We start from the raw sequence: 23,477 nt of genomic DNA on the forward strand, positions 1-23,477 counted from the left end.
TCAGACGCCGAGGGCGGGGAACACCACGGCGTCGCAGAACTGGCCGAGGAACTCCCGGTCCACAGGCCGGTCCTCGATCAGCGGGAGGGCGATGAACGCCCCGATGAGCATGTGCGGCACGAAGTCCAGGGCCTTGCAGTCCGGGGCGATCTCGCCCCGGTCCACGCCCCGTCGCAGCATGGCCTGGAGTCCGGTGATCTCCGGGTCGACCAGGAGGTCCCGCAGCGCCTTGTGGAGCTCGGGGCTCTCGTGGACGGCGTGGGCCAGGCCCCGCAGGAGGGCCGTGTCCTTGGCCATCTGGGCGTCGTCGGAGTGCTGGATCATCACCGCGAAGTCACCGCGGACGGTGCCCGTGTCGATGTCCGCCAGCGCCACCGGCTGGGTGCACCGCAGCGCCCTGGCCACCAGCTCCGGCTTGCTCCCCCACTGGCGGTAGAGGGTCGCCTTGCTGGACTTGGTGCGCGCCGCGACCGCGTCCATGGTCAACGCGTCGTAGCCGACCTCACGCAGCAGGTCCAGGACCGCCTCGTGCAGCTCGGCCTGCCGCTCGGGGGTGATCCGGCTGCGCCGTGACGCCGTCGTCTCCTCGGTCATCTCCGCATCCCCTCTCCGAACGAAACCGTTTCGTACACCTACGACGATACCCCGGCCCCGATCGAAACGAAACCGTTCCGTTTCGATGTGGCAGTGGTGTGCGTCACGACCCGACGGACCGGATCCCCGACTGGTTCACCTGTACGAGTTGCCGGGCCCCCTCCGCGCGGAAAGCATGAGGGGGTGAGTCACGACGTCGCGTACCTCCGCTTCCCGCACCTGCACGACGACCTCCTGTGCTTCGCCACCGAGGACGATCTCTGGATCGCCCCCCTGGTCGGCGAGGGCGAGACCCCCGGCCGGGCCTGGCGGCTCACCGTCGACCGGACCCGGGTGGGCCACCCCCGGTTCTCCCCCGACGGCAGCCGGATCGCCTTCACCACCTGGCGCAGCCTCGACCCCGAGATCCACCTGGTGCCGGTGGCCGGCGGCCCCGCCCACCGCCTGACCTACTGGGGGTCCACCGACACCCGGGTCTGCGGCTGGACCCCGCCCGACAAGGACGGCCGCAGCGACATCCTGGCCGTCTCCTCGCACGGCCAGCCCTTCTCCTACTTCGCCTGGGCCTACAGCCTGCCCACCGACGGCAGCCCCGGCGGCAAGCTGCCCTGGGGCCCGGTCTCCGACATCGCCGTCCACGAGGACGCACCCGGCCCGGACGGCACCTGCGAGCGGCGCACCCTGCTGCTCACCGGCAAGCCGCCGCACGAGCCCGCCGCGTGGAAGCGCTACCGCGGCGGGGCCACCGGCCGGCTGTGGCTGCACGGCGAAAGGCTGCTGCCCGACCTCGGCGGGCACCTGGACTCGCCGATGTTCGTCGACGGACGCATCGCCTTCCTCTCCGACCACGAGGGCACCGGCAACCTCTACTCCTGCCTGCCCGACGGCGGCGACCTGCGCCGCCACACCGACCACGACGAGTTCTACGCCCGGCACGCCTCCAGCGACGGCCGGCGCGTGGTCTACCAGTGCGCCGGCGAGCTCTGGCTGGTGGACTCCCTCGCCCCCGACGCGGGCCCGCGCAAGCTGGCCGTCCAGCTGGGCGGCCCCCGCACGGGCCGGCGGATCTACCAGGTGCCGGCCGCCAGCAACGTCGACGCGCTGTCCGTGGACGCCACCGGCCGGGCCAGCGCGGTCACCGTACGCGGCAGCCTGTACTGGCTCACCCACCGCGACGGGCCCGCCCGCACCATCGCCGACACCCCCGGCGTACGGGTCCGCCTGCCCGAGATGCTCGGCACCGGCGGGCAGGTCGCGTACGTCACCGACGCCGAGGGCGAGGACGCCGTCGAGATCGCCTACCTGCCGCGCGCCTCCGGCGACCGCGAGCCGCGCCGGCTGGCCTCCGGCGCCCTGGGGCGCGTCCTGGAACTGGTCGCCGACCCCGACGGGGAGCGCCTGGCGATCGCCTCCAACGACGGGCGGCTGCTGCTGCTCGACGCGACCGAGGAGTCCGGCGGGGAGGCGACCGAGCTGATCCGGTCCCTCAACGGACCGGTGACCGACCTCGCCTTCTCCCCCGACGGCGCCTGGCTGACCTGGTCGCACCCGGGCATCGGCCGCTCCCTGCGCCAGATCAAGATGGCCCGGATCTCCGGCCCCGGCGCGCCCACGATCGTGGACGTCACCAACGGCCGCTTCGAGGACGAGAACCCGGTGTTCACCCGGGACGGCCGCTACCTCGCCTTCCTGTCCTGGCGCGGCTTCGACCCGGTGTACGACGTCCACACCGGCGACCTGTCCTTCCCGCTGGGCTGCCGCCCGTACCTGGTGCCGCTGTCCTCGGCGACCCCGTCCCCCTTCGCGCTCTCCCCCGACGGCCGGCCCGCGGCCGGCGGCCTCGACCCGGCCGAGGGGGACTCCGGCGACGGCACCGTCACGGTCGAGGTGGAGGGACTGGAGAACCGGGTGCACCCCTTCCCGGTGACCGCGTCGAAGTACTCGGCGCTGCAACCGGTCAGCGGCGGCGGCCTGGTGTGGCTGCGCTGGCCGATCTCGGGCGCCCTCGGCGAGACCTTCGCCAACCCCGCGCACACCAGCGGAAAGCCCACCCTGGAGCACTTCGACATCACCAAGGCCCGCAAGACCGAACTCGCCTCCGACCTGGACTGGTTCGCGGTCAGCGGCGACGGCACCCGGCTGGTCCTCAACGAGGACGGCGACCTGCGCGCCGTACCGGCCACCGAGTCGGGCGACGGGGACTCCACCGTCCACCTCGACCTGCGGCGGATCCTGCACGAGGTGGACCCGGCCGCCGAGTGGCGCCAGGCCTTCGAGGAGGCAGGGCGGATCATCCGGGCGTTCTTCTGGGAGCCGAACATGTGCGGCATCGACTGGGACGGCGTGCTGCGCCAGTACCGTCCCCTGGTCGAACGGGTGGCGTCCCCCGACGAGTTCGCCGACCTGCTGCGCGAGGTCCTCGGCGAGCTGGGCACCTCGCACGCGTACGTCTCCCCCGCCCGCCGCAACGAGGGCCCCCCGCACTACCAGCGGGCCATCGGCCTGCTCGGCGCCAACCTGGTGTGCCGCGACGGCGCCTGGATGGTCCGGCGGATCCTGCCGGGCGACTCCTCCGACTCCAAGGCCCGCTCGCCGCTGGCCGGCACGGGCATCCGCGAGGGGGCGGTCCTCACCCATGTCGACGGCCGCCCGGTGGACCCGGTGACCGGGCCCTTCCCGCTGCTGTCGGCGGCCGGCGGGACCACCGTCGAGCTGACCTTCCGGCCCGCCGAGAGCGAGGCCGGGGGCGACGGCGACGGCGACGGCGAGGGTGAAGGCGGCGGCGAGGGCGCGGGCGGCGGCGTGGCGCGCCGGGTGGCGCTGGTGCCGCTCGTCGACGAGCGGCCGCTGCGCTACCAGGACTGGGTGGCCAAGCGGCGCGCGGTCGTGCGCGAGCTCAGCGGCGGCAAGTGCGGCTACCTGCACATCCCCGACATGGGCGGCTCGGGCTGGGCCCAGTTCAACCGCGACCTGCGGATGGAGATGTCCCGGCCGGCGCTGCTGGTCGACGTACGCGGCAACGCGGGCGGGCACATCAGCGAGCTGGTGGTGGAGAAGCTGACCCGCAAGATCCTGGGCTGGGACCTCACCCGGGACGCCCAGCCGGTCAGTTACGCCTCCAACGCGCCGCGCGGCCCGGTCGTGGCCCTGGCCGACGAGGCGACGTCCTCGGACGGCGACATGATCACCGCCGCCTTCAAGCTGCTGGGCCTGGGCCCGGTGGTCGGCCAGCGCACCTGGGGAGGGGTGGTCGGCATGACCGGCCGGCACACCCTCGGTGACGGCACGGTCATCACGGTGCCGATGAACGCGGCCTGGTTCCCCGAGTACGGCTGGTCGGTGGAGAACCACGGCGTCGAGCCGGACCTGGCGATGCTGCGCACCCCGCTCGACTGGGCGGAGGGGCGGTACGCGCAGCTCGACGACGCCGTGCACCTGGCGCTGGAGCTGCTGGAGCGGCACCCGGCGGCGGACCCGCCCGGCTACGAGGACGTACCGGACCGGCGCCGCCCGAAACTGCCGCCGCGCACGTGACGCGGCCGTCGGCCGATGCACATGACACGGCCGGCCGGGGACGGCCGGGGGCGCGGCTCGATGGGCCGCGCCCCCGTCACCTCACCCGCGCCGCGTCCGCGCGGCCTGCTCGTCGGCGGCTCCCCCGGCGCCCACCAGCCCCTTGGAGACACTGCCCAGCCGCGGCTCGAAGCGCCGCATCTCCCGCTGCCCGACCGCCGCGATGATCCCCGGCAGATAGCCGCGGGTGCCCTGCATGCCCCGCAGCCACCACTGGGCGTACACGTGCGCCGAGCGCCGCTCGATGCCGGCGACGATCCGGTCCACGGCCGGCCCGAGCGGGTACGTCCGGTTCGACGGCCACGGCAGCCGCCGGCGCAGCTCCCGCATCACCTCGTCCTGGTCGGCGCCGCGCACCATGTCGGTGTCGGTCCACGACAGGTAGCCGACCCCGACCCGTACGCCCTTGTGGCCGACCTCGGCGCGCAGGCTGTGCGCGAAGGCCTCGACGCCCGACTTGGAGGCGCAGTACGCCGTCATCATCGGCGCCGGGGTGATCGCGGCGAGCGAGGCGATCTGGAGGAAGTAGCCCCGGCTCCGGGTCACGGCGGGCAGGAAGGCCCGCGCGGTGACCGCGCTGCCGATCAGGTTGACCTCGATGACGCGCCGCCAGGCCTGCGGGTCGGAGTCGGCGAACGGCCCGCCCGCGGCGACCCCGGCGTTGGCGACGACGATGTCCACCTTGCCGAAGCGCTCCTCGACCTCCGCGGCGACGGCGGCCATGGCCTCGTGGTCGGTGACGTCGGCGTACCAGGACTCGCAGTCGGTGTGCAGCCGCCCGGCGACCTCCTTGAGGGCCTCGGGCTCCAGCCCCACCAGCGCGATCCGCGCACCGCGCGCGGACAGTTTGCGGGCCAGCAGCTCGCCGACCCCGCGGGCCGCGCCGGTGACGACGGCGACCTGTCCCTGAAGGTTCCCGCGACCGCTGCTCACGCGCTCTTCTCCTTCGCTCCGGCGAGCCGGCGTATGACGTGGGTGACGGCTTCGGGGGCCTCGACGGGCGTCATGTGGCCCACCCCCGTCAGCTCGGTGAGTCCGGTGCAGTTCGGCAGGGCGGCCGCGAGTCCCCGGGCGTGCCCGATCGGGGTGAGCCGGTCGTCGGTCCCGCCGACGACGGCCGTGGGCACGGTCAGGAGCGTGAGGTTGCGCTCCAGGTCCAGCCCGGCCAGTACCCGCGACCACTGGTGGCGCACCGCGGTGGGGCAGGCGTGCACGATCCGCGCGCACGCCTCGACCTTCTCGGGCGCCGCACCCGGGGCCATGGTGGCGTACTTCAGCACCTTCTTGCCGAGGGGGGTGACCGGCCCGAGCGGCGCCCGGCTGCCCAGGACCGCCCGGGTGATACGGGTCCGGGCCGGGCCGGCGCGCAACGGCACCACCCGGGCCTCCTCGACCAGGCGCGCCGGGCCGGTGCTGCACAGCAGCGCGGCCGAGGCGTGCGCGGCGAACTCGGGCCGCCCGGCGGCCGCCATGATCGTCATCCCGCCCATGGAGTGCCCGCCGACGACGGCCTTCTCGCCCTCACCGAGGGTGGCGCGCAGGACGGCGACGAGGTCGTCGGCGAGGACGGTCGTGCTGTACTCGCGGGCCGCCGGGCTGCGGCCGTGGCCGCGCTGGTCGTAGACGACGACCCGGTGGTCGGCGGCCAGGGCCCGGACCTGGGCGGCCCAGAAGGCGGTGGAGCAGGTCCAGCCGTGCGCCAGCACCACGGCGGGCGCGCCGTCCTCGCCGTGCACCTCGACGTGCAGCCGCGCCCCGTCGGCGGAGACGGCGACCAGCTCGCGGCGGGCGGCGGGCGGCGCGTACGGGCCGCTCGTCACGTGCGTCAGCCGGCTCACCGTCCGGCCTCCCCGGCGGCGGCGGGCGCGGCGGCAGCGGGCGCGGCGGCGGGCGCGGCGGGGGCCACGGCGGGGGCCGCCCGCCGCTCCCGGATGCGCAGCACCTCGTACTCCGCCATGTCGACGGACCGCGTCTCGCGCCGGAACTCCCCCGTGGTGCCCGGCCAGACGGTGGTGTTGCGGCCGTTCGCGTCCAGGTACCAGCTGGTGCAGCCGCCGGTGTTCCACACGGTCCGCGTCATCCGGTCCTGGACCCGGCGGTTCCAGGCGTGCACGGCCGAGGGCCGGGCCGCGAGGGCCGAGCGGCCGCCGAGGACGCCCAGCTGGCGCACGTAGTCGGCCATGTAGTTCAGCTGCGACTCGATCATCAGGATCATGGAGCTGTTGCCGAGCCCGGTGTTCGGGCCGATGATCGTCATCCAGTTCGGGAAGCCCGCCGCCGTCGCCCCGCGCAGCGACTGCATGCCGTCCTTCCACGCCTCCGCCAGGGTCGTGCCCTCGGCCCCGACCACCCGGTCGGCGATCGGCAGGTCCGTGACGTGGAAGCCCGTACCGAAGACGATCGCGTCGACCTCGGTCTCCGTCCCGTCGGCGGCGACCAGCACCGAGCCCCGGATCTCCTTCAGCCCGGAGGCGACCAGGTCCACATTGGGGCGGGCCAGGGCCGGGTAGTAGTCGCTGGAGAGCAGGATCCGCTTGCAGCCGATCCGGTACGACGGCGTCAGGTCGGCCCGCAGCTGCGGGTCCTTGATCGCCCGCGCCATGTTGGCCTTGGCCAGCGACTCGATCAGGCCCAGCTGGTTCGGCCGCTTGGTGAACGCGCTCACCTGGAGCTCCCGGATCCCCCACAGCAGGCCGCGGCGCGCGGCGCGGGTGAAGGGCAGCTGCCGGTGCAGCCAGCGCTCCAGCCCGCTGATCGCCCGGTCGGTGCGCGGCAGGACCCATGGCGCGGTCCGCTGGAACAGCGTCAGGCGCGCCACGTCGGGGGCGATGGCCGGCACGATCTGGATGGCCGAGGCGCCCGTACCGATCATGGCGACCCGCTTGCCGCGCAGGTCGTAGTCGTGGTCCCAGCGGGCGGAGTGGAAGACCTTGCCGGGGAACTCCGCCAGCCCGGGCACCTCCGGCATCTTCGGGTCCGACAGCGGCCCGGTGGCGGAGACGACCACGTCGGCGGTGAAGTCCCCGCCGCTGGTCTCGATCTCCCAGCGCAGCTCGGCCGCGTCCCAGCGCATCATCCGGACCTCGTGGTTCAGCCGGATGTGCGGGCGCAGCCCGAAGGTGTCGGCGACGTGCTCCAGGTAGGCCCGGATGTGCGGCTGCCCCGAGAAGGTGCGGGGCCAGTCCGGATTGGGCGCGAACGAGAACGAATACAGGTGGGAGGGGACGTCGCAGGCGCAGCCCGGATAGCTGTTGTCCCGCCAGGTGCCGCCCACCGAGTCCGCCCGCTCCAGCACCACGAAGTCGGTGACGCCCTCGCGGCGCAGCCGGACCGCCGCCCCCAGTCCGCCGAATCCGGATCCGACCACCGCCACGCGCACATGCTCGCCCACGCCCGCCGCCCTTCACAGACTCTGCCAGCAATCACTGGCACGATGGGGAGAGTAGAGCCTCTCCGTACCCATGGGTAGGGGTCTCGCCGGGAAAGTTACCTGCGGTACGCCATAGGCTGCCCGTGTGGCGGACGAACAGACGGTACGCGAATACCGCACGGAGGAGCTGGCCGAGGCGGCCGGCATCCCCGTACGCACCCTGCGCTTCTACCGTGAGCGCAAGCTGCTCCCGCCGCCGCGGCGCGAGGGCCGGATCGCCTGGTACGACGAGCACCACCTGGCCCGGCTGCGCACCATCGCCGCACTGCTGGAGCGCGGTCACACGCTCGGCGGTATCGCGGAGCTCACCGCCGCCTTCGAGAGCGGCCGCGACGTCAGCCAGCTCAGCGAGCTGCTGGGGATGGGCTGGTCGGAGGAGACTCCGGTACGCCTGACCCCGGAGGCCCTGGCCGACTACTTCGAGGGCGAGGTCACCCCGGAGAACCTGGCGGCCTCGCTCGCCCTCGGCTACGTCGCGACGGACGGCGACGAGATCGTGCACATCAGCCGGCGGCTGCTGGACGTCTCCTCCGCCCTGGTCCGCGAGGGCGTACCGCTGGCGGCGGTGCTGGAGACCGGCCGGCGCGTGCGCGAACACGCGGACGCGATGGCCGGGCTGTTCGCGGACCTGGTCGCCGCCCACCTCCCGGACGGCGAGGCCGCCCTGACGCGGCTGCGCCCGCTGGCCAAGAGCGTGGTGGAGGCGGAACTGGCGATGGCGATGGACCGCACCCTGGCGGCCCGCCGCACCCTGGAAAACGCACCCCAGCCGCAGCCGCAGGCTTCCTAGCCCCCGGAGCCGTAGACGACGGTCACGGGGGCGTGGTCGGACCAGCGCTCGGGGTGGGTCTCGGCGCGCTCCACGTAGCCCTTGACGGCCCGCGCGGCCAGCGCGGGCGTCGCCACGTGCAGGTCGATCCGCCAGCCGGCGTCGTTGTCGAAGGCCCGGCCGCGGTAGGACCACCAGGAGTACGGCCCCTCCTGGTCCGGGTGCAGCGCCCGCACGACGTCGACGTACCCGGCCTCGCCGTAGACCGCCCCCAGCCACTCCCGCTCCTCGGGGAGGAACCCGGCGTTCTTGCGGTTGGTCCTCCAGTTCTTCAGGTCGGCCTCCTCGTGGCAGATGTTCCAGTCGCCGCAGACCAGCACCTCCCGCCCGTCGGCGGCGGCCCGCTCCCGCAGCCCCTTGAGGTAGGGGAGGAACTCGCCCATGAAGCGGTACTTCTCGTCCTGCTTCTCGGTGCCGGCCTCCCCGGACGGCAGGTACAGGCTGGCGACCGTCAGCCCCGGCAGATCGGCCTCCAGGTACCGCCCGGAGCCGTCGAACTCGGCGCTGCCGAAGCCGACCCGCACCGCCTCGGGCGCGCGCCGCGTGTACACCGCGACCCCGGCCCGCCCCTTGGCGGCGGCGGGCGCGAACACGGCGTGCCAGCCGTCGGCCTCCCGCACCTCCTGCGGGATCTGCCCCTCCTCCGCCCGGACCTCCTGCATGCACACCACGTCGGCGTCCGTCTGCGCCAGCCACGGCACGAGGCCCTTCTTGGCGGCGGCGCGGATGCCGTTCACGTTGACGGAGGTCACGGTGATCACAACAAGCTCCCCAAAGTCGCACAAACGTGGAGCAGGGTACCGGGGCCGGCGCCCGGAGAGCGTGACGCACCACATCCCGGACACATGGCCGTCGATCGACCGTACGATGTTCGGATGTCTACCGGGATCCAGCTCGTCACCGTGCCGTACGACCACCCGGACGCGGTGAAGCTCAACGACCAGGTCCAGCTCGAGTACCAGGTCCGCTACCAGGGTGAGGGCGACGCCACACCCCTGGACCCGGCGATGTTCACCCCGCCCCGCGGCCGCTACCTCCTCGCGTACGACGCGCACGGCGCCCCGGTGGCCAGCGGCGGCTGGCGCGCCCAGGAGGCGAACGAGGAGGGCTACGCGGACGGCGACGCCGAGCTCAAGCGCATGTACGTCGTCCCGGAGGCCCGCGGCCAGGGCCTGGCCCGCCGCATCCTGGCCGCCCTGGAGACCGACGCCCGCGCGGCCGGCCGTACCCGCATGGCCCTGGAGACGGGAGACCAGCAGCCGGAGGCGATCGCCCTCTACCTGTCGAGCGGCTACGAGATCACCCCGGACAAGTTCGGCCTCTACCGCGACTACCCCTCCAGCCGCTGCATGACCAAGCCCCTGACGCCCTGACCCGCTGACGCCCTGCCTCAGCCTTTCCGGGATCTCGGCCACCCCCCGGCCGCCCGCCGAATCCACTTGTAACGTTCGGCCGTTCGGCGGCACTGACGGGTATGAGCCATGACGACCCGCGTGCGCCGCTCCTCGACCGCACTCCGCAGCAGACCCCGCCGCGCAGCCATGCGCGGAGCCGGGTCGACCTCGGCTCGTGGATCACCCCGAACACCGCTGACATCAGCGACGAAAGGCTGAACACCATGACTGTCGAGACGATCGAGACCGTTCCCACCTGCGCCTACCCCGGCTGCACCCACACGCCCGAGCCGCAGGCGCCCGGCGCCGAGGGTCCGGCCTCGCGCTACTGCGACCACCCCGACCACAACGCTCTCGGCGCGTTCCGGAAGTTCCGTGCCAAGCGGCAGCAGCGCAAGGAGGACAAGCGCGCGGCGGCCGAGGCCAAGAAGGCGGCCGAGGCGGCGGCCGGCGGTGCCGCTGCTCAGGCGGCAGCGGCGGCACCGGTCGCCGGGCAGTCGTGGCCCGCCTCCTCCGTACCCGGGGCCGAGGTCGTGTCCCAGGAGCACGGACACGCCCCCGCCGCCCCTGCTGCCCCCGTCGAGGCCGCCGCGCCCGCCCCGGCCGAGGCCGTGCACGGTGAAGCGGCCCCGGTGGAGGAGGCCATGGAGGTGGTGGAGGCCATGGAGGCGATGGAGGCCGCGGCTTCCCTCGCGATGGCCGAGTGCGGCGACGGAGCCCAGTCCCGCGACACCGTCGTCGCGCTCATCAAGCAGCTCTCCGCCGATCTCCCCGCCTACATCGAGGAGTTGGCGATCATCACCGACTCCGCGGCCGCCGAGGCCCGCATCGAGACGGTCACGCGCGCCTCCGCGCAGCGCATCCTCGCCGCCGAGGAGCGCGCCACGCTCGCCGAGGAGGCGGCCGACATGGCCGTCGCCGCGCTCGACGCCGCGACCGACAAGTTCGCCGAGGAGACCACCGCGATCCGCGAGGAGGCCGCGCACAAGGTCGCCGACGCCGAGTTCATCCGCGCCGAGCTGGAGCGCTACCGCGAGCGCGTCAGCATGCTCGAGGTCCGGCTCGACGCCGTCCGCGACGAGGCGGACGAGCTGCGCCGCGCCCGCGCCGCCGCCCCCGTGGCCGCCCCCGTGGCCGCGCCCGTGGCCGCGAACTCCCCGGCCACGCCCGCCGAGCAGGCGCACCCCGCCGAGAGCTGCTGAGCGCGGTAGCGGAACCGGAGCGGCGGACGTTCATCTGTAACGTTCGCCGCTCTTTCCGTCTCTGAACGCCCAGCACCCCGAACACCCGAGAAGGAACGGAAGAACCCTCATGTGCCGCACCAAGCGCCGTAACACCGCCCTCTGGATCACCACCGCCGCCGTTGTCGTCCTGGCAGCCGTCGGGCTGTACCTCTTCCAGCCCTGGAAGCTGTTCACCACGGACCGCGTGGACGAGGCGCCTCCCGCGGCCGCCGGCCAGCAGGCCGGCGCGGTCGAGCAGGTGGCGAACGGGGCGTTCGTCTCGCACGAGCACGAGACCAGCGGCGCGGTCGAGGTCCAGCGGCTCGCCGACGGGAAGGCGACCCTGCGCCTGACGAACCTGCGCACCTCCGACGGTCCGGCCCTGCACGTGTGGCTCAGTGACCAGCCGGTCAAGAAGGACGGCGGCGGCAACCTCGACGACGGCAAGCACATCGACCTCGGCAGCCTCAAGGGCAACGAGGGCAACCAGAACTACGCGATCCCGGCCGGTACCGACCTGAACACGTTCTCCACGGTGACCATCTGGTGCGAGCGTTTCAGCGTCTCCTTCGGCGCCGCCGAGCTGAAGCAGCGCGCCTGACCGCAGGACGCGCGCGATGCCGCGGAAGAGCCGAGGAGCGGGTGGCGTGTCGCCACCCGCTCCTCGGCTTTCCGGATCCTCACCGACGGACCGACGACAACCCCTACGACACCAGGATCGGGATGAGCAGCGCCACGCACGCGGTCAGGCTCCACAGCGCGGGCGCCGCGCTCAGCGTCTGCGCGTGACGCGCCGCCGCCCGCGCCGCGACCGCCTCGCTGCGGGACTGGTGCCACGGGCCGACCCGCTCCTCCAGCCGCTGGTACACCAGGCCGAGCACGGCGCCGTAGGCGAGGTGGCCGACGAGCGAGGGGAAGGACTGGGCCAGCGCGCCGGCGCCCCACCGGGGTGCCCCGCCGAGCAGGACGGGCAGCAGCGTCAGGTTGCCCAGGATCCACCAGAGGAAGCCGTACGAGGCCCCCCAGCCGATTCCCGAGGCGGGGTCGAAGCTGCGCCGGCGGAAGAGGACCGCGTACGTGACGCCCACGACCTGCGAGATCAGCAGGTGGATGACGAGGCCCACGGCCTCGGACTCCGAGCCGACCAGGGTGGCGACGGCCGGCAGGAAGCCCACGGCGACCATGACCCCGGTGAAGACCGCGCCGCCGGCCAGGCCGGCGACGACGCCGTGCCACACCGAGATCACCCGCCCGCCGGCCAGGCGCCCTTCCAGGACGTGCCGCACGTCGTCCGAGAACACCGCCCGGGACAGGCCGCCCAGCCAGCCGGTGAGCAGGGCCGTACCCGCGCCCAGCAGCAGCAGGCCGGGCAGGGACGCCACCGCGGTGCGCACCGCGTCCGGCGTCCACTCCAGGCCCCGGCCGGCCAGCAGGGGCTCGGCCGTCACGGCCGCGAGCACCCACCACGCGAAGCCGAAGGCGGCGCCGCGCACCAGGGCCGGGCCTCCGCCCTCGCCGGGGTCGCCGAAGACCACCGCGTACGAGGCGCCGAGGAGCACCCCGACGATCAGCCCGTTCCAGCCGAGCTGCAGCCCCGCGGCGACCACCAGCCCGGCGACCGACGCGCGCACCAGGATGCCGGGCCCGATCCGGCGTTCCCCGCGGGCCGGCAGCGCGAGGGCGGCGGCCGTGACCGCTCCGTAGGCCAGGTGGCCGAGCAGGCTGGGGATCAGCGCCTGCGCCGTCGCCACGTCCCAGGCCACCGGCCTGCCGAGCAGGAGCGGCAGCAGCGTCAGCGGCCCGAGGAACCACCACAGCACCCCGTACGCGAGCCCCCAGAACAGCAGCTCGCGCTGGCGCGCCACGAGGAGCCCGAACACGGCCCCGACGAGCGCGGCGATCAGCAGGTGGACGGCGAAGCCCACGGCGGCCGCGTCGGTTCTGACGATGGCCGCGACGGTGGGCAGGAACCCGATCTGCACCATCACCCCGCCGAAGACCAGTCCTCCCGCGAGGCCCGCCAGGGCCCCGAGTCCGGCGTTACGCATGACGGTCCTCCTTCTTCGAAACGGTCGTGCTGGCCGTGCTGGTCGAGAGGGCGATGTCCCGGGGGAAGACGAGGTCGAGCGTCCAGTCGACGAGGACCCGCAGCCGCTTCTCCACCCCGGGCAGCTTGCTCAGATAGACCCCCCGCCACAGCACCCAGGCGAGGAACCCGGAGACCCGGCGCCCGCCGATCTCGCCGGCGGCCGTCCGGTGCCCCAGCGAGACCAGCACGCCGAGCCCGCCGAAGCGGAACGGGACGGGGCGGCGCCCGCCGAGGACCGCGGCGATGTTCCGCGCCACCGCCTTGCCCTCGCGGATCGCGTGCTGCGCGGTCGGCGGGTAGAAGCCGCCCGCCGGGTCGGGGATCCTCGCGCAGTCGCCCAGCGCCCACAGCCCGGGTGCGCCGGGCACCTGCAAGGTGGATTCCACCGCGACCGGCCCGCCGGTCTCCGGCGCGATCTGCCGCACCAGCGGGTTCGGCCGGTTGCCCGCCGTCCAGGCCAGGGTCCGGGTGGGGACGGTCTCGCCGGAGGTCAGCGTGATGTCCCCGGCGGTGGCCCCGCTCACCCGCGCGCCCAGCCGGAGCTCGACGCCCCGCCCGCCGAGTTTGCGCTGCGCGTAGGCGCCGAGCTCGGGCGCCAGCTCCGGCAGCAGCCGCTCCCCCGCGTGCACGATCACGAACCGGGGCCGCAGCCCGTGCAGGCGCGGGTAGAGGTGGAGCACGTCATGGACGAGGTCGAAGAGTTCGGCCACCAGCTCCGTACCGGCGAATCCGCCGCCCGCCACCACGAAGGTCAGCAAGCGGGCCTGCTCGGCCGGGTCCGGCTCCAGATCGGCCTGCTCCAGCGCGCCCAGGACGTGGCCGCGCAGCGCCGTCGCGTCCTCGATGGACTTCATCGGGAAGGCGTGCTCGGCCACTCCCGGCAGGTCGAAGAAGTGCGCTACCCCGCCGACCGCGAGGACCAGGTGGTCGTACGGGACGCGGAGCATCCCCTCCTTGCCGACGGAAACGTACGCGCTGCGCGCCTGCGTGTCGATGGAGGCCACCCGCCCGTGCAGGAAGGAGGCGTGGTCGAGCCCGACCCGCACCGGGGCGCTGACATGCCTGGCCTCCACCGTGCTGGAGGCGACGCCGACGAGGAGCGGGGTGAAGAGCAGGAAGTTCGACTCGCTGATCAGCGTCACATGGGCGTCGAGCCCTCGGCCGATCCGCCGGTCCAGTTCGCGCGCGGCCCCGACCCCGCCGAAGCCGCCACCGACGATCACCACATGGGGTCTGGCCCGCTGGGGTGCCGGGCGCGGCGGGAACCAGGTCGACAGGGCATGGAACACGAGCCCCGTGATCGCGCCGAACAGGGCGGCGCCGACGAGCTCGGGGAAGCGCGCCACGGCCACCGCGATCGACCACGACGGCGTGTCCCCCTCCAGGACGGGGACGAGGGTGAGGGTCCAGGTCACCCAGTCGAGCAGGCCGATGAGCAGGCTGACGGAGAAGGCCGAGCCGTTGCTCTGCCGGTGTTCGCCGAAGAGGAGGCCGAGCACGGCTCCCAGCACCACCGTGTGCCCGGCCCACTGGATCCACGGCGGGTCCGTCGCGAGCGCGACGGCCACGCCACCGGGCAGTCCGGCGACGACGCCGGACAAGAGTCTTCTGAGCAGAGTCATGCACGTTCAGTGCGGCCGCGCCGCCGATGCGTTACACGTCCCGCTGCCAGTCCCGGAAGGCGGACAGGAGACTGCTGCGGGCGTCCGACGAGATGCCGTCCGGGGTCAGTTCACCCGTGGCGGCGATCGTCCGACGGAACTGGTCGAGGTAGTTCTCGCACCCGGAGCACTCCGCGAGGTGCTCGATGAAGCGCCGCTCGTCCCCTTCGGACAGCGCGCCGTCGAGGAACTCGGTCACCAGCTCCACGAAGTCGTTGCAGTTCACGCGCGTTCCCTCCCGCCCGCGACGCCCTGGGCACCGGTCAAGTACGACTCCAGCTTACGGCGCAGCAGAGCCCTGCCACGATGGAGGAGGACCCGCTGGTTCCCGGGCGAGATCTCCAGGAGCGAGCACACCTCGTCGGATCCGTACCCGGCGACGTCGCGCAGGGTGATCACGGTACGGAGGCGGGGCGGGAGCTCGTCGATCGCCTCCGCGATCACCTCGCGGACCTCGCCGCGCAGCACGTGGTCCTCGGGGACGTGCCAGGGACGCGGTTCCTGCCCGGCGACCCAGTGCCCGGCGTACGGCTCGCCGGGGGCGCGGAAACGCTCGGCGTCGACCGTGGGCCCCTCCTCCTCCGGCAGCAGGCTGGCGAAGGGGACGGTCCTGCTCTCCTTCGTGCCGCGCGCCTTGGCGGTGTTGACGAGGATCCGGTACACCCACGTCTTCAGGGACGCGCGGCCCTCGAAGCCGTCGATACCCCTGATGACCGCCAGCCAGGTGTCCTGGACGGCCTCCTCGGCGGAGTCCTTGGTCGACACGAACGACATGGCGAGCCGGAGCATGCCGCCCGACCAGGAGTCCAGGACCAGGGCGAACGCCTCCTCGTCACCGGCGCGGAGGCGCTGCACCAGGATGTCGTCCGGGGGCAGTTCGCGTGGGCCCGCCATTGTTCTCTCCTTGCCGGACGTCAACTGGGAGCGCCAGCCTAGGGCAGCGGGACGGGTGCGGGCACAAGCGGGGGCGTTCGTTCATCTCTCCGTCAGAACCTTCACGGCCGACGGCCGGTGAGGTCACTCGCGCGGCACGCTGCGGAACGCTCCGAGGAGTTGATCGCGTGCCGCGGAGGACAGGCCCGGGCCCGGGCCCGGCAGCGCGGCCACCGCCGCGACGGTCTGCCGGAACTGGCCGAGGTAGGCCTCGCAGCCCTCGCACCGCGCCAGGTGGACGAGACAGCTCAGCTCGGCCGACTCGCTCATGGAGCCGTCGAGGAACTCGGTCACCAACTCCACGAACTCGGCGCAGTTCATGACACCTGCCTGTTCTCATGCGGCGGACGGACGGACGGTCGGACGGACGGACGATCGATCGATCGACCGGTCGACCGATCGGCTCCCGCGGCTGATCCCGGTCAGGAGCCGCCCCCCATCATGCCTGTGCCGCGCCCCCGGACCACCAGAGATCACCATCCGCACCCGGGACGGGCTGCCCGTACATGGCGCGCCGGCCCCCGGGTAGGCGACCGGCATGGATACCCACCGCACGCATCCCGCACCCGCCGGAACCGGGCCCGGGCCGTTGCTGACGGCCGTGGCACGGATCGAGCACGCGCCGCAGGCCGACGCCCTGATCGACATGGTCCGCAAGGCCGTGCGTGCCGTGCCCCTGGGGCCGGTGCGCGACGTGCTGCACGGCCGGCCGTTCGGCCACCCCGCGCACCCCGCGCTCGTCCAGGTGCCGATCGGGACCTGGTTGTCGGCGGCGCTCCTGGACCTGCTGCCCGGCCAGCGCCGCGCCGCCCACGTTCTCGTCGGCGCGGGACTGGCCGCGGCCGCCCCGGCCGCGGCGGCGGGCTGGGCCGACTGGGCCGAGCTGCCGCCCGAACAGGCCCGCACGGGCCTCGTGCACGCCCTGGCCAACACCGCCGGCGTCGTGCTCTACGCCGGCTCGTTCCTGGCCCGTGCCCGGGGCCGGACCGCCCGCGGCAAGGCGCTGGGCCTGGCCGGCCTCGCCGTGGTCGGCGCGGGCGGCGCGCTCGGCGGACACCTCGCCTTCCGCCAGGCGGCGGGCGCGAACCACGCCGAGGACGTCGACCACCGGGTCGGCGCCGGCTGGCACCCGGTCGGCCTCGTCTCGGACTTCCCCGTGGGCCGGGTGGTCCGGGCCACCGTCGACGGCGTGGACGTGGCCGTCGTACGCGAGAGCGGCGGCACCGTCCGGGTGCTGGCCGAGCGGTGCTCCCACATGGGTGGCCCGCTCGCCGAGGGCGAGCTCGTCGACGGCTGCCTCCGCTGCCCCTGGCACGGCAGCCTCTTCCGGCTCTCCGACGGCTGGAACGTCGAGGGCCCGGCCACCGCCCCGCAGCCGGCGTTCGACACCCGGGTCACCGACGGGCACGTCGAGGCCCGCCTGCGCCGCTTCCACGAGGTGCTGTGAGCGCCGTCGGGTCGGCGCGGGCCATCCGGCGGACGAGGGCGGGCCCGCCGTGCCGGCCGGGCGCGTTTGGTGGGCCCGGGCCAGGGCAGGCGCGCTGTGGAGCAGCACTGGCGCACAAGCCCCGTGGAGGACGCGATGTCCACTGCAACCCTCGTCGCCATCATCGTGCCGTGCGCCGTGGTGTTGATCGCCGTCGGCGTGGCCCTGTGGTTCATGGCGCGCCGACGCCGCCTGCAACGGGACTTCGGCCCCGAGTACGAGCAGGCCGTGCGGGAGACCGGCGGCCGCATGGCGGCGGAGCGCGAACTGCGCAGCCGCGAGCAGCGTCATGACGACCTCCGGATCCGGGAACTCGCTTCGGAGGCGGGCCGGCAGTACGCCGAGGCGTGGACCCGGGTGCAGGAGCACTTCGTGGACCAGCCGGGCGGCGCGGTGGCCCAGGCCGACGAACTGGTCACCCGCCTCATGCGGGACCGCGGCTACCCGACGGAGGGGACGACGAGCTGACGAGGTCGTCGACGACCCCAAGGAGTCCGTCCGCGCTGCGGACGCTCTGGTCGCCTCCGTGAGACGCTGGAGAAGCAGTGGCACAGTGGCGAGGAGGTCGCCACCGAGGACCTCCGGGTCGCCCTCCAGCGCTACCGCTCCTTCTTCAACCGCCTGCTCAGCACCTGACCATGGCGGGCCATCGGACACCGGCTCGAACACACCCCGGAAACGCCGAGATCCCGCCCCGCCTTTCGGCGGAACGGGATCTCATGACGTTCCCGAGAGCTACTCGCGAACTGCCGTTTGTGGACCTGTGGGGATTTGAACCCCAGACCCCCTCGATGCGAACGAGGTGCGCTACCAGACTGCGCCACAGGCCCTTGCGACGTGTGAAACATTAGCATCCCATCCGGGAGGCTCCAAAATCCGTTCCCCGCAGGTCACGTCAGGCGGTGCATCACTCGTTCGCGGCCCGGGGGCGGTCGTCGTTCTCGTACTGGTCGAAGAGCGGCGTACGGCCGCGGTCGCGGCCGCGGCGCGGGGCCGGAGGTTCGGCCTTGCGGTTCGGGGCGGCGTCGTCCGGGGCGGGCCGCTGGGCGCGCAGCCGGGGTTCGGTCGGCTCCGCCGTGCTGGAGCGGGCCGCGCTCCAGCCGTCCGGGGAGACCGGGCCGGTGGCGCGCGGGGCGACGGGCGCGGTCACGTACGTCGGCAGCGGGACCGGGACGGGCTCCCAGCTGTCGCCGCGGGCGGGGCCGCGCTCGCGCTCGCGCTGCTGGTCCACCCACTCGGCGTGGTCGGTCTGCTCGACCAGCGCGCGCCGGCCGGCCTCCTGCGGGGAAACCGGTGGGGCGGGGTCCGGGTCGGGGCCCGCGGCGGCCTCCGGCTCACGGCGGCGCGCCCGGCCGCTGTCGGGGTTCTCGCGCAGCCGGCGCGCGGCGGCCTCGGCCCGGCGCCGGTCCATGGTGAACGCGAAGCGCCGCCGCTCCTGGATCCGCAGGTGCACGATGTACGCGCTCAGCAGCACCGCCGGGACCGCCGGCGCCCACAGCAGGCGCAGCCCGCCGACCGCCGCGACGATCGCGCCGAGCGTGAAGGTGAGGAAGAGGATCGCGGTGGTCCGCCGGCGGCGGGCGAGGACCTGGAGACGCTGTTCGCGCCGGGCCCGCTCCACCCGCTCGACCGCCGCGGATCTCGGTTCCGTCCGGGTCGGAGGCACGGCGTTGGCCCGGGCGTCGGCGTCGACGGAATTCACCAACTCCGTCGCGGCGTCCGGGTCCGCGGGGGGCTCCGCCTCCTCGTCACCGCGCTCACGCAGGCCCTTGGCGTAACGGCGCTCCATTCCCGCCCGTCCGGAAAGAAGCCGGATGGCGGTGGAGAAGCGTTCCGTCGGACGGGCCTCGTTCAGCTCGTCCTGCCTCCGGAGCCACATGGGCACCAAGTAGGCGGCCCAGGCCCCGACAATGACTGCGTAGATGAGGCCGCTGCTGCTCACACCTCACACCGTAGAGGGGTACGGGCAAGGGCATCGGCCAATTGGGCCGGTGTGTCGCACGATCTGGCTGATATCACGGACTTTTTTTGTGACTTCTCGGATCAGGTTATGGGCGAATCACCTCCGGAGCCGCCCATAATTCGAACGAAATTCGAACGGATACGTGTGACCGTCCGGCCCTATTTCTGCGGGGTGCCCCGGCGGCGCGCCCGGTGCCAGCGGTGCAGCAGCCCCTCCGGCACCTCCTCCGCCGTCAGCGCGTAGACCAGGTGGTCGCGCCAGGCGCCGTCGATGTGCAGGTAGCGGGGCCGCAGCCCCTCCTCCCGGAAGCCGAGCTTCTCCACCACCCGGCGGCTGGGGCCGTTCTCCGGGCGGATGCAGACCTCGATCCGGTGCAGGCCGACCATGCGGAAGCAGTGGTCCACGGCGAGCGCGACCGACGTCGGCATCACGCCGCGGCCGGCCACCTCGCGGTCGACCCAGTAGCCGACGTGCCCCGCGCACATCGAACCCCAGGTGATCCCGGCCACCGTCAGCTGCCCGACCAGCCGGCCCTGGTACTCGATCACGAAGGGCAGCATCCGCCCCGCGTTCGCCTCGGCCCGCAGGTGGCGGACCATCTGGCGGTACGTCGGACGCTGGATCACCGGTCCCCACGGGGCGGGCGGCGGGATCGTCGCCTCCCACGGGCGCAGCCAGTCCCGGTTGCGCCGGTTCACCTCGCGCCAGGCGCGCTGGTCGCGCAGCTTTATCGGCCGGAGTGTGACATCGCCGTCCGTCAGCACCACCGGCCAGGAGGGTCCGTTCAGCTCTGGCTCCCGGAGGCGGCGGGCCGGGGATGGTCACCGCCGCGGAGCTGGTCCACGGCGTGCGGCAGGATCCGGGACAGCACGGTGAGCCCGTCCCGTACGCCGCCGGTCGACCCCGGCAGGTTCACGATCAGGGTACGTCCGGCCACGCCCGCCAGGCCCCGGGACAGCGCCGCCGTGGGCACCTTGGCGAGGTTCTCGGCACGGATCGCCTGCGGGATGCCGGGGACCTCGTAGTCCAGCACCCGCGCGGTCACGTCCGGGGTCCGGTCGGTCGGCGAGATGCCGGTCCCGCCGGTGGTGAGGATGACGTCGTACCCGGCGGCCACGCCCTCGCGCAGGGCCCGGCCCACCGGGTCGCCGTCGGGGACGACCCGGGGGCCGTCGACGGCGAAGCCGAGGCGGGTGAGGCCCTCGGCGAGCACCGGCCCGCCCTTGTCCTCGTACACACCGGCCGAGGCGCGGTTGGACGCCGTGATCACCAGGGCCCGCGGGCCGGGCCCGGCAGGCCCGGCAGGCTCGGCGGGCTCGGCGGGCTCGGCGGGCGCACCGGGCTCCGCCGGAGCGGCGGCCGCCACGCCGTGGCTGTGGCTGTGGACCTCGCCGCCCCGGGGGGTCACGCGCGCGTCCAGTCGCCGGACTTGCCGCCGGTCTTCTCCTCGACGCGGACATCGGTGATCACCGCGCCCTTGTCCACCGCCTTGACCATGTCGATCACGGTCAGCCCGGCCACCGCGACGGCGGTCAGGGCCTCCATCTCCACGCCCGTACGGTCGGTGGTCTTCACCGTGGCGAGGATCTCCACCGCGTCGTCCGCGACGGTCAGGTCGACCTTGACGCCCGAGACGGCCAGCGGGTGGCACAGCGGGATCAGGTCCGGGGTCTTCTTCGCCCCCATGATCCCGGCGATGCGCGCGGTGGCGAGGGCGTCGCCCTTGGGCACGCCCTCGCCGCGCAGCAGCTCGATCACCCGGGGAGCGACGAGGACGCGTCCGCTCGCGCGGGCCGTCCGGGTGGTGACCGCCTTCTCGGAGACGTCGACCATCCGGGCCGCGCCCGCCTCGTCGATGTGGGTCAGCCTGCTGTGGGTACTCATCGCTGTGCCGCTCCCGCTCTGGGCCTCGCGGAGGCCTGTGTGGTGCAACACGCTACCCGCACCCGGCGCCCCTCAGCCGAGCAGGACCACTTCCAGCTCGGCCCCCGGCTCCACCGATGTGACGTCCTCCGGCACGACCAGCAGCGAGTCGGCGTGCGCGAGGGCGGCGATCAGGTGGGAGCCCGATCCGCCGACCGGGGCGACCGTCCCGCTCTCCGCGTCGTACGTGCCGCGCAGGAACTGGCGGCGGCCGGCCGGGGAGCGCAGCGGCCCGTCGGACTTCACCAGGGCGCGCACGACCGGACGGGAGACGTCCGGCAGGCCCATCAGCGCCCGGATGGCGGGCCGGACGAACAGCTCGAAGGAGACGTACGAGGAGACCGGGTTGCCCGGCAGCGCGAGCAGCGGCGTGTGGTCGGGGCCGACCGTGCCGAAGCCCTGGGGCTTGCCCGGCTGCATGGCGAGCTTGCGGAAGTCCATCCGGGTGGCGTCCACGTCGACGTCGTCCGCGCCTGCGCCCGTAGCCTCACCGGAGCCCGGTCCGGCCGCGGACAGGGCTTCCTTGACCACGTCGTACGCCCCGACGCTGACCCCGCCCGTGGTGACCAGCAGGTCCGCGCGGATCAGCTGGTCCTCGATGGCGGCGCGCAGGGTGTCGGCGTCGTCGGCGACCGCGCCGACCCGGTAGGCGATGGCGCCCGCGTCCCGCGCGGCGGCGGCGAGCGCGAAGCTGTTGGAGTCGTAGATCGTGCCGGAGGCCAGCGCCTCCCCCGGCTGGACCAGCTCGCTGCCGGTGGACATCACCACGACGCGCGGGCGCGGGCGGACCCGTACGGTGCCCCGCCCGATGGCGGCCAGCAGCGCGATCTGCGGCGGGCCCAGGACCGTACCGGCGGCCAGCGCCAGATCGCCGGCCTGGACGTCGCTGCCGCGCGCGCGGACGTGCGCCCGCGCCTCGGCCGGCCGGTGCACCCTGACCTCGCCGCCGGCGCCCTGGGGGGCGGCGCTGGCGGGCGTCATGCCCGCGGCGGCGCCGCCGCCGGTGCCGCCGTCGGTCCATTCGACCGGTACGACGGCCTCCGCGCCCGGCGGCAGCGGCGCGCCGGTCATGATGCGGGCCGCCTGACCGGGACCGACGGTGGGCAGCTCACCGCTGCCCGCCGCCACGTCCCCGACGACCGTGAGCACCGCGGGGAACTCCTCGCTCGCACCCTGGACATCGGCCGTGCGGACGGCGTAGCCGTCCATGGAGCTGTTGTCGAAGGGCGGCAGGGCGACGGGCACGGTCACGTCCTCGACCAGGACACAGCCCTGGGCGTCGAGCAGCTGGAGCTCGATGGGCTCCAGCGGCCGGACGGCGGCGAGGATGTCCGCGAGGTGCTCGTCCACCGACCAGAGGCGCTGCCGGTCGGTGTCCTGCGGTGCGGGGCTGGTCAAGGTGCTACATCTCCTCCGTGACGTAACGGTGAAGCCAGGTGCGGAACTCCGGGCCCAGGTCCTCACGCTCGCACGCGAGGCGGACGATGGCCCGCAGGTAGTCGGCGCGGTCCCCGGTGTCGTAGCGACGGCCCCGGAAGACCACACCGTGCACCGGACCGCCCACGGTCTCGTCGGCGGCCAGCTTCTGCAGGGCGTCGGTGAGCTGGATCTCCCCACCGCGGCCCGGCGCGGTCTCCCGCAGTATGTCGAAGATCGCGGGGTTGAGGACATAGCGTCCGATGACCGCGTAGTTGCTGGGCGCGTCGGCCGCGTCCGGCTTCTCGATCAGACCGGTGATCCGGACGACGCCGTCCTCGTCGGTGGTCTCGACGGCGGCGCAGCCGTAGAGGTGGATGCTCTCCTGCGGGACCTCCATGAGCGCGATGACGGTGCCGCCGGTGCGCTGCTGGACGGCGACCATCTGCTGGAGCAGCGGGTCGCGCGGGTCGATCAGGTCGTCGCCGAGGAGGACCGCGAAGGGCTCGTGGCCGACGTGCGGGGCGGCGCAGAGCACGGCGTGGCCCAGGCCCCGCGGGTCGCCCTGGCGGACGTAGTGCATGGTGGCGAGGTCGCTGGATTCCTGGACCTTCTTCAGGCGCTCGTCGTCGCCCTTGGCGACGAGCGCCGATTCCAGCTCGTAGTTCCGGTCGAAGTGGTCCTCGAGCGGACGCTTGTTACGTCCAGTGATCATGAGTACGTCGTCCAGGCCGGCGGCGACGGCCTCCTCGACCACGTACTGGATGGCCGGCTTGTCCACGACGGGGAGCATTTCCTTGGGCGTGGCCTTCGTCGCGGGGAGGAAGCGAGTGCCGAGGCCCGCGGCCGGAATGACGGCCTTGGTGATCACGGGGTGCAACTGAGTCATGGGCAGAACGATAGTGGGTGCCGGAAGGTGAATCCCTGGTTCCGGCGTTTTCATCCGTTTACGTGCATATAGGG

At 73.7% G+C, this 23,477-nt stretch carries 23 protein-coding genes and 1 tRNA gene; 7 read left to right on the top strand and 17 right to left on the bottom strand.

Features of this window, described 5'->3' with window-relative positions; all coding sequences use genetic code 11:
- Positions 1 to 594: a TetR/AcrR family transcriptional regulator gene (locus tag ACIPXB_RS21145; protein ID WP_401452093.1), complete on the bottom strand. Its 594-nt coding sequence runs from the start codon at positions 592 to 594 to the stop codon at positions 1 to 3.
- A 183-nt stretch (positions 595 to 777) separates the two neighbouring features.
- Between ACIPXB_RS21145 and ACIPXB_RS21150 the strand changes: the two genes are divergently transcribed.
- A complete protein-coding gene (locus tag ACIPXB_RS21150; protein ID WP_401452095.1) occupies positions 778 to 4,128 on the top strand; it encodes a S41 family peptidase in 3,351 nt (1,116 codons plus the stop codon).
- Positions 4,129 to 4,209: 81 nt separating this feature from the next.
- Here ACIPXB_RS21150 and ACIPXB_RS21155 read toward each other — a convergent pair whose 3' ends face one another.
- Genes ACIPXB_RS21155 through ACIPXB_RS21165 form a run of 3 tightly spaced genes read right to left on the bottom strand, consistent with a single transcriptional unit; the run spans position 4,210 to position 7,558 of the window.
- Positions 4,210 to 5,100, bottom strand: a complete 891-nt coding sequence (locus ACIPXB_RS21155) for an SDR family oxidoreductase (RefSeq protein ID WP_401452097.1) — start codon at positions 5,098 to 5,100, stop codon at positions 4,210 to 4,212.
- Positions 5,097 to 6,005 carry an alpha/beta fold hydrolase gene (locus ACIPXB_RS21160; protein ID WP_401452099.1) on the bottom strand — a complete coding sequence of 303 codons (909 nt, stop codon included), beginning with the start codon at positions 6,003 to 6,005 and terminating at the stop codon, positions 5,097 to 5,099. The genes ACIPXB_RS21155 and ACIPXB_RS21160 overlap by 4 nt, the downstream gene beginning before the upstream one ends.
- On the bottom strand, positions 6,002 to 7,558 hold the full coding sequence (locus tag ACIPXB_RS21165; RefSeq protein WP_401452101.1) for a flavin-containing monooxygenase: 1,557 nt from the start codon (positions 7,556 to 7,558) through the stop codon (positions 6,002 to 6,004). Before ACIPXB_RS21165 ends, ACIPXB_RS21160 begins: the two co-directional genes overlap by 4 nt.
- A gap of 124 nt (positions 7,559 to 7,682) precedes the next feature.
- Here ACIPXB_RS21165 and ACIPXB_RS21170 point away from each other — a divergent pair, with 124 nt between their 5' ends.
- A complete protein-coding gene (locus ACIPXB_RS21170; RefSeq protein ID WP_401452103.1) occupies positions 7,683 to 8,387 on the top strand; it encodes a MerR family transcriptional regulator in 705 nt (234 codons plus the stop codon).
- On the opposite strand, the gene ACIPXB_RS21175 is transcribed toward ACIPXB_RS21170, so the two are convergent.
- Complete coding sequence (locus ACIPXB_RS21175; protein WP_401452105.1) at positions 8,384 to 9,187, bottom strand: exodeoxyribonuclease III; 804 nt, start codon at positions 9,185 to 9,187, stop codon at positions 8,384 to 8,386. The two genes, ACIPXB_RS21170 and ACIPXB_RS21175, sit on opposite strands and share 4 nt — an antisense overlap.
- A gap of 114 nt (positions 9,188 to 9,301) precedes the next feature.
- Here ACIPXB_RS21175 and ACIPXB_RS21180 point away from each other — a divergent pair, with 114 nt between their 5' ends.
- The 3 genes from ACIPXB_RS21180 to ACIPXB_RS21190 all read left to right on the top strand — a co-directional run bounded on the left by ACIPXB_RS21180 (position 9,302) and on the right by ACIPXB_RS21190 (position 11,644).
- Positions 9,302 to 9,799 carry a GNAT family N-acetyltransferase gene (locus tag ACIPXB_RS21180; protein WP_401452107.1) on the top strand — a complete coding sequence of 166 codons (498 nt, stop codon included), beginning with the start codon at positions 9,302 to 9,304 and terminating at the stop codon, positions 9,797 to 9,799.
- A gap of 101 nt (positions 9,800 to 9,900) precedes the next feature.
- Complete coding sequence (locus ACIPXB_RS21185) at positions 9,901 to 11,022, top strand: hypothetical protein (protein WP_401452109.1); 1,122 nt, start codon at positions 9,901 to 9,903, stop codon at positions 11,020 to 11,022.
- 109 nt (positions 11,023 to 11,131) lie between these two features.
- Positions 11,132 to 11,644: a DM13 domain-containing protein gene (locus ACIPXB_RS21190; protein ID WP_401452111.1), complete on the top strand. Its 513-nt coding sequence runs from the start codon at positions 11,132 to 11,134 to the stop codon at positions 11,642 to 11,644.
- Positions 11,645 to 11,747: 103 nt separating this feature from the next.
- Here the strand turns inward: ACIPXB_RS21190 and ACIPXB_RS21195 are convergent, their stop codons facing one another.
- The 5 genes from ACIPXB_RS21195 to ACIPXB_RS21215 all read right to left on the bottom strand — a co-directional run bounded on the left by ACIPXB_RS21195 (position 11,748) and on the right by ACIPXB_RS21215 (position 16,047).
- The gene (locus ACIPXB_RS21195; RefSeq protein ID WP_401452113.1) at positions 11,748 to 13,091 is read right to left on the bottom strand and encodes a hypothetical protein; all 1,344 of its coding nucleotides are present in this window, start codon (positions 13,089 to 13,091) and stop codon (positions 11,748 to 11,750) included.
- Positions 13,084 to 14,754 (bottom strand): NAD(P)/FAD-dependent oxidoreductase, encoded by a 1,671-nt coding sequence (locus ACIPXB_RS21200; protein ID WP_401452115.1) that lies wholly within the window; start codon positions 14,752 to 14,754, stop codon positions 13,084 to 13,086. Before ACIPXB_RS21200 ends, ACIPXB_RS21195 begins: the two co-directional genes overlap by 8 nt.
- A gap of 31 nt (positions 14,755 to 14,785) precedes the next feature.
- Complete coding sequence (locus tag ACIPXB_RS21205) at positions 14,786 to 15,019, bottom strand: anti-sigma factor family protein (protein WP_401452117.1); 234 nt, start codon at positions 15,017 to 15,019, stop codon at positions 14,786 to 14,788.
- A complete protein-coding gene (locus ACIPXB_RS21210) occupies positions 15,016 to 15,687 on the bottom strand; it encodes an RNA polymerase sigma factor (protein ID WP_401452119.1) in 672 nt (223 codons plus the stop codon). Before ACIPXB_RS21210 ends, ACIPXB_RS21205 begins: the two co-directional genes overlap by 4 nt.
- 123 nt (positions 15,688 to 15,810) lie before the next feature.
- On the bottom strand, positions 15,811 to 16,047 hold the full coding sequence (locus ACIPXB_RS21215) for an anti-sigma factor family protein (RefSeq protein ID WP_401452121.1): 237 nt from the start codon (positions 16,045 to 16,047) through the stop codon (positions 15,811 to 15,813).
- Between the two features lie 217 nt (positions 16,048 to 16,264).
- On the opposite strand from ACIPXB_RS21215, the gene ACIPXB_RS21220 reads away from it, so the two are divergent.
- Together ACIPXB_RS21220 and ACIPXB_RS21225 are read left to right on the top strand one after the other, a co-directional pair.
- Positions 16,265 to 17,173, top strand: a complete 909-nt coding sequence (locus ACIPXB_RS21220) for a Rieske 2Fe-2S domain-containing protein (protein ID WP_401452123.1) — start codon at positions 16,265 to 16,267, stop codon at positions 17,171 to 17,173.
- A 135-nt stretch (positions 17,174 to 17,308) separates the two neighbouring features.
- Entirely contained in the window at positions 17,309 to 17,680 is a 372-nt protein-coding gene (locus ACIPXB_RS21225) for a hypothetical protein (RefSeq protein WP_401452125.1), read from the top strand.
- Positions 17,681 to 17,968: 288 nt separating this feature from the next.
- Here ACIPXB_RS21225 and ACIPXB_RS21230 read toward each other — a convergent pair.
- The 7 genes from ACIPXB_RS21230 to galU form a co-directional block, all read right to left on the bottom strand.
- Positions 17,969 to 18,042: transfer RNA gene (locus ACIPXB_RS21230), tRNA-Ala, on the bottom strand.
- A 77-nt stretch (positions 18,043 to 18,119) separates the two neighbouring features.
- On the bottom strand, positions 18,120 to 19,154 hold the full coding sequence (locus ACIPXB_RS21235; protein ID WP_401452127.1) for a hypothetical protein: 1,035 nt from the start codon (positions 19,152 to 19,154) through the stop codon (positions 18,120 to 18,122).
- A 179-nt stretch (positions 19,155 to 19,333) separates the two neighbouring features.
- Complete coding sequence (locus ACIPXB_RS21240) at positions 19,334 to 19,942, bottom strand: GNAT family N-acetyltransferase (protein WP_401452129.1); 609 nt, start codon at positions 19,940 to 19,942, stop codon at positions 19,334 to 19,336.
- A gap of 17 nt (positions 19,943 to 19,959) precedes the next feature.
- Entirely contained in the window at positions 19,960 to 20,583 is a 624-nt protein-coding gene (locus tag ACIPXB_RS21245) for a molybdenum cofactor biosynthesis protein B (protein ID WP_401452131.1), read from the bottom strand.
- Positions 20,580 to 21,059 (bottom strand): cyclic pyranopterin monophosphate synthase MoaC, encoded by a 480-nt coding sequence (gene moaC / locus ACIPXB_RS21250; RefSeq protein WP_401452133.1) that lies wholly within the window; start codon positions 21,057 to 21,059, stop codon positions 20,580 to 20,582. The genes ACIPXB_RS21245 and moaC overlap by 4 nt, the downstream gene beginning before the upstream one ends.
- 72 nt (positions 21,060 to 21,131) lie before the next feature.
- Entirely contained in the window at positions 21,132 to 22,496 is a 1,365-nt protein-coding gene (gene glp, locus ACIPXB_RS21255; RefSeq protein WP_401452135.1) for a gephyrin-like molybdotransferase Glp, read from the bottom strand.
- Between the two features lie 4 nt (positions 22,497 to 22,500).
- Positions 22,501 to 23,403, bottom strand: a complete 903-nt coding sequence (gene galU, locus ACIPXB_RS21260) for a UTP--glucose-1-phosphate uridylyltransferase GalU (protein ID WP_401452137.1) — start codon at positions 23,401 to 23,403, stop codon at positions 22,501 to 22,503.
- Positions 23,404 to 23,477: the final 74 nt, after the last annotated feature.

This window comes from Streptomyces sp. NPDC090022 (genome assembly GCF_044748145.1).
Taxonomy (GTDB): Bacteria; Actinomycetota; Actinomycetes; order Streptomycetales; family Streptomycetaceae; genus Streptomyces.

Excerpts from the sequence above, each read along its gene's own strand:
- ACIPXB_RS21180 (WP_401452107.1), top strand. The coding sequence starts at position 9,302 with ATGTCTACCGGGATCCAGCTCGTCACCGTGCCGTACGACCACCCGGAC.
- ACIPXB_RS21195 (WP_401452113.1), bottom strand. The coding sequence starts at position 13,091 with ATGCGTAACGCCGGACTCGGGGCCCTGGCGGGCCTCGCGGGAGGACTG.
- ACIPXB_RS21145 (WP_401452093.1), bottom strand. The coding sequence starts at position 594 with ATGACCGAGGAGACGACGGCGTCACGGCGCAGCCGGATCACCCCCGAG.
- ACIPXB_RS21185 (WP_401452109.1), top strand. The coding sequence starts at position 9,901 with ATGAGCCATGACGACCCGCGTGCGCCGCTCCTCGACCGCACTCCGCAG.
- ACIPXB_RS21210 (WP_401452119.1), bottom strand. The coding sequence starts at position 15,687 with ATGGCGGGCCCACGCGAACTGCCCCCGGACGACATCCTGGTGCAGCGC.
- galU (WP_401452137.1), bottom strand. The coding sequence starts at position 23,403 with ATGACTCAGTTGCACCCCGTGATCACCAAGGCCGTCATTCCGGCCGCG.
- ACIPXB_RS21220 (WP_401452123.1), top strand. The coding sequence starts at position 16,265 with ATGGATACCCACCGCACGCATCCCGCACCCGCCGGAACCGGGCCCGGG.
- ACIPXB_RS21215 (WP_401452121.1), bottom strand. The coding sequence starts at position 16,047 with ATGAACTGCGCCGAGTTCGTGGAGTTGGTGACCGAGTTCCTCGACGGC.
- ACIPXB_RS21225 (WP_401452125.1), top strand. The coding sequence starts at position 17,309 with ATGTCCACTGCAACCCTCGTCGCCATCATCGTGCCGTGCGCCGTGGTG.
- ACIPXB_RS21200 (WP_401452115.1), bottom strand. The coding sequence starts at position 14,754 with ATGACTCTGCTCAGAAGACTCTTGTCCGGCGTCGTCGCCGGACTGCCC.
- ACIPXB_RS21190 (WP_401452111.1), top strand. The coding sequence starts at position 11,132 with ATGTGCCGCACCAAGCGCCGTAACACCGCCCTCTGGATCACCACCGCC.
- moaC (WP_401452133.1), bottom strand. The coding sequence starts at position 21,059 with ATGAGTACCCACAGCAGGCTGACCCACATCGACGAGGCGGGCGCGGCC.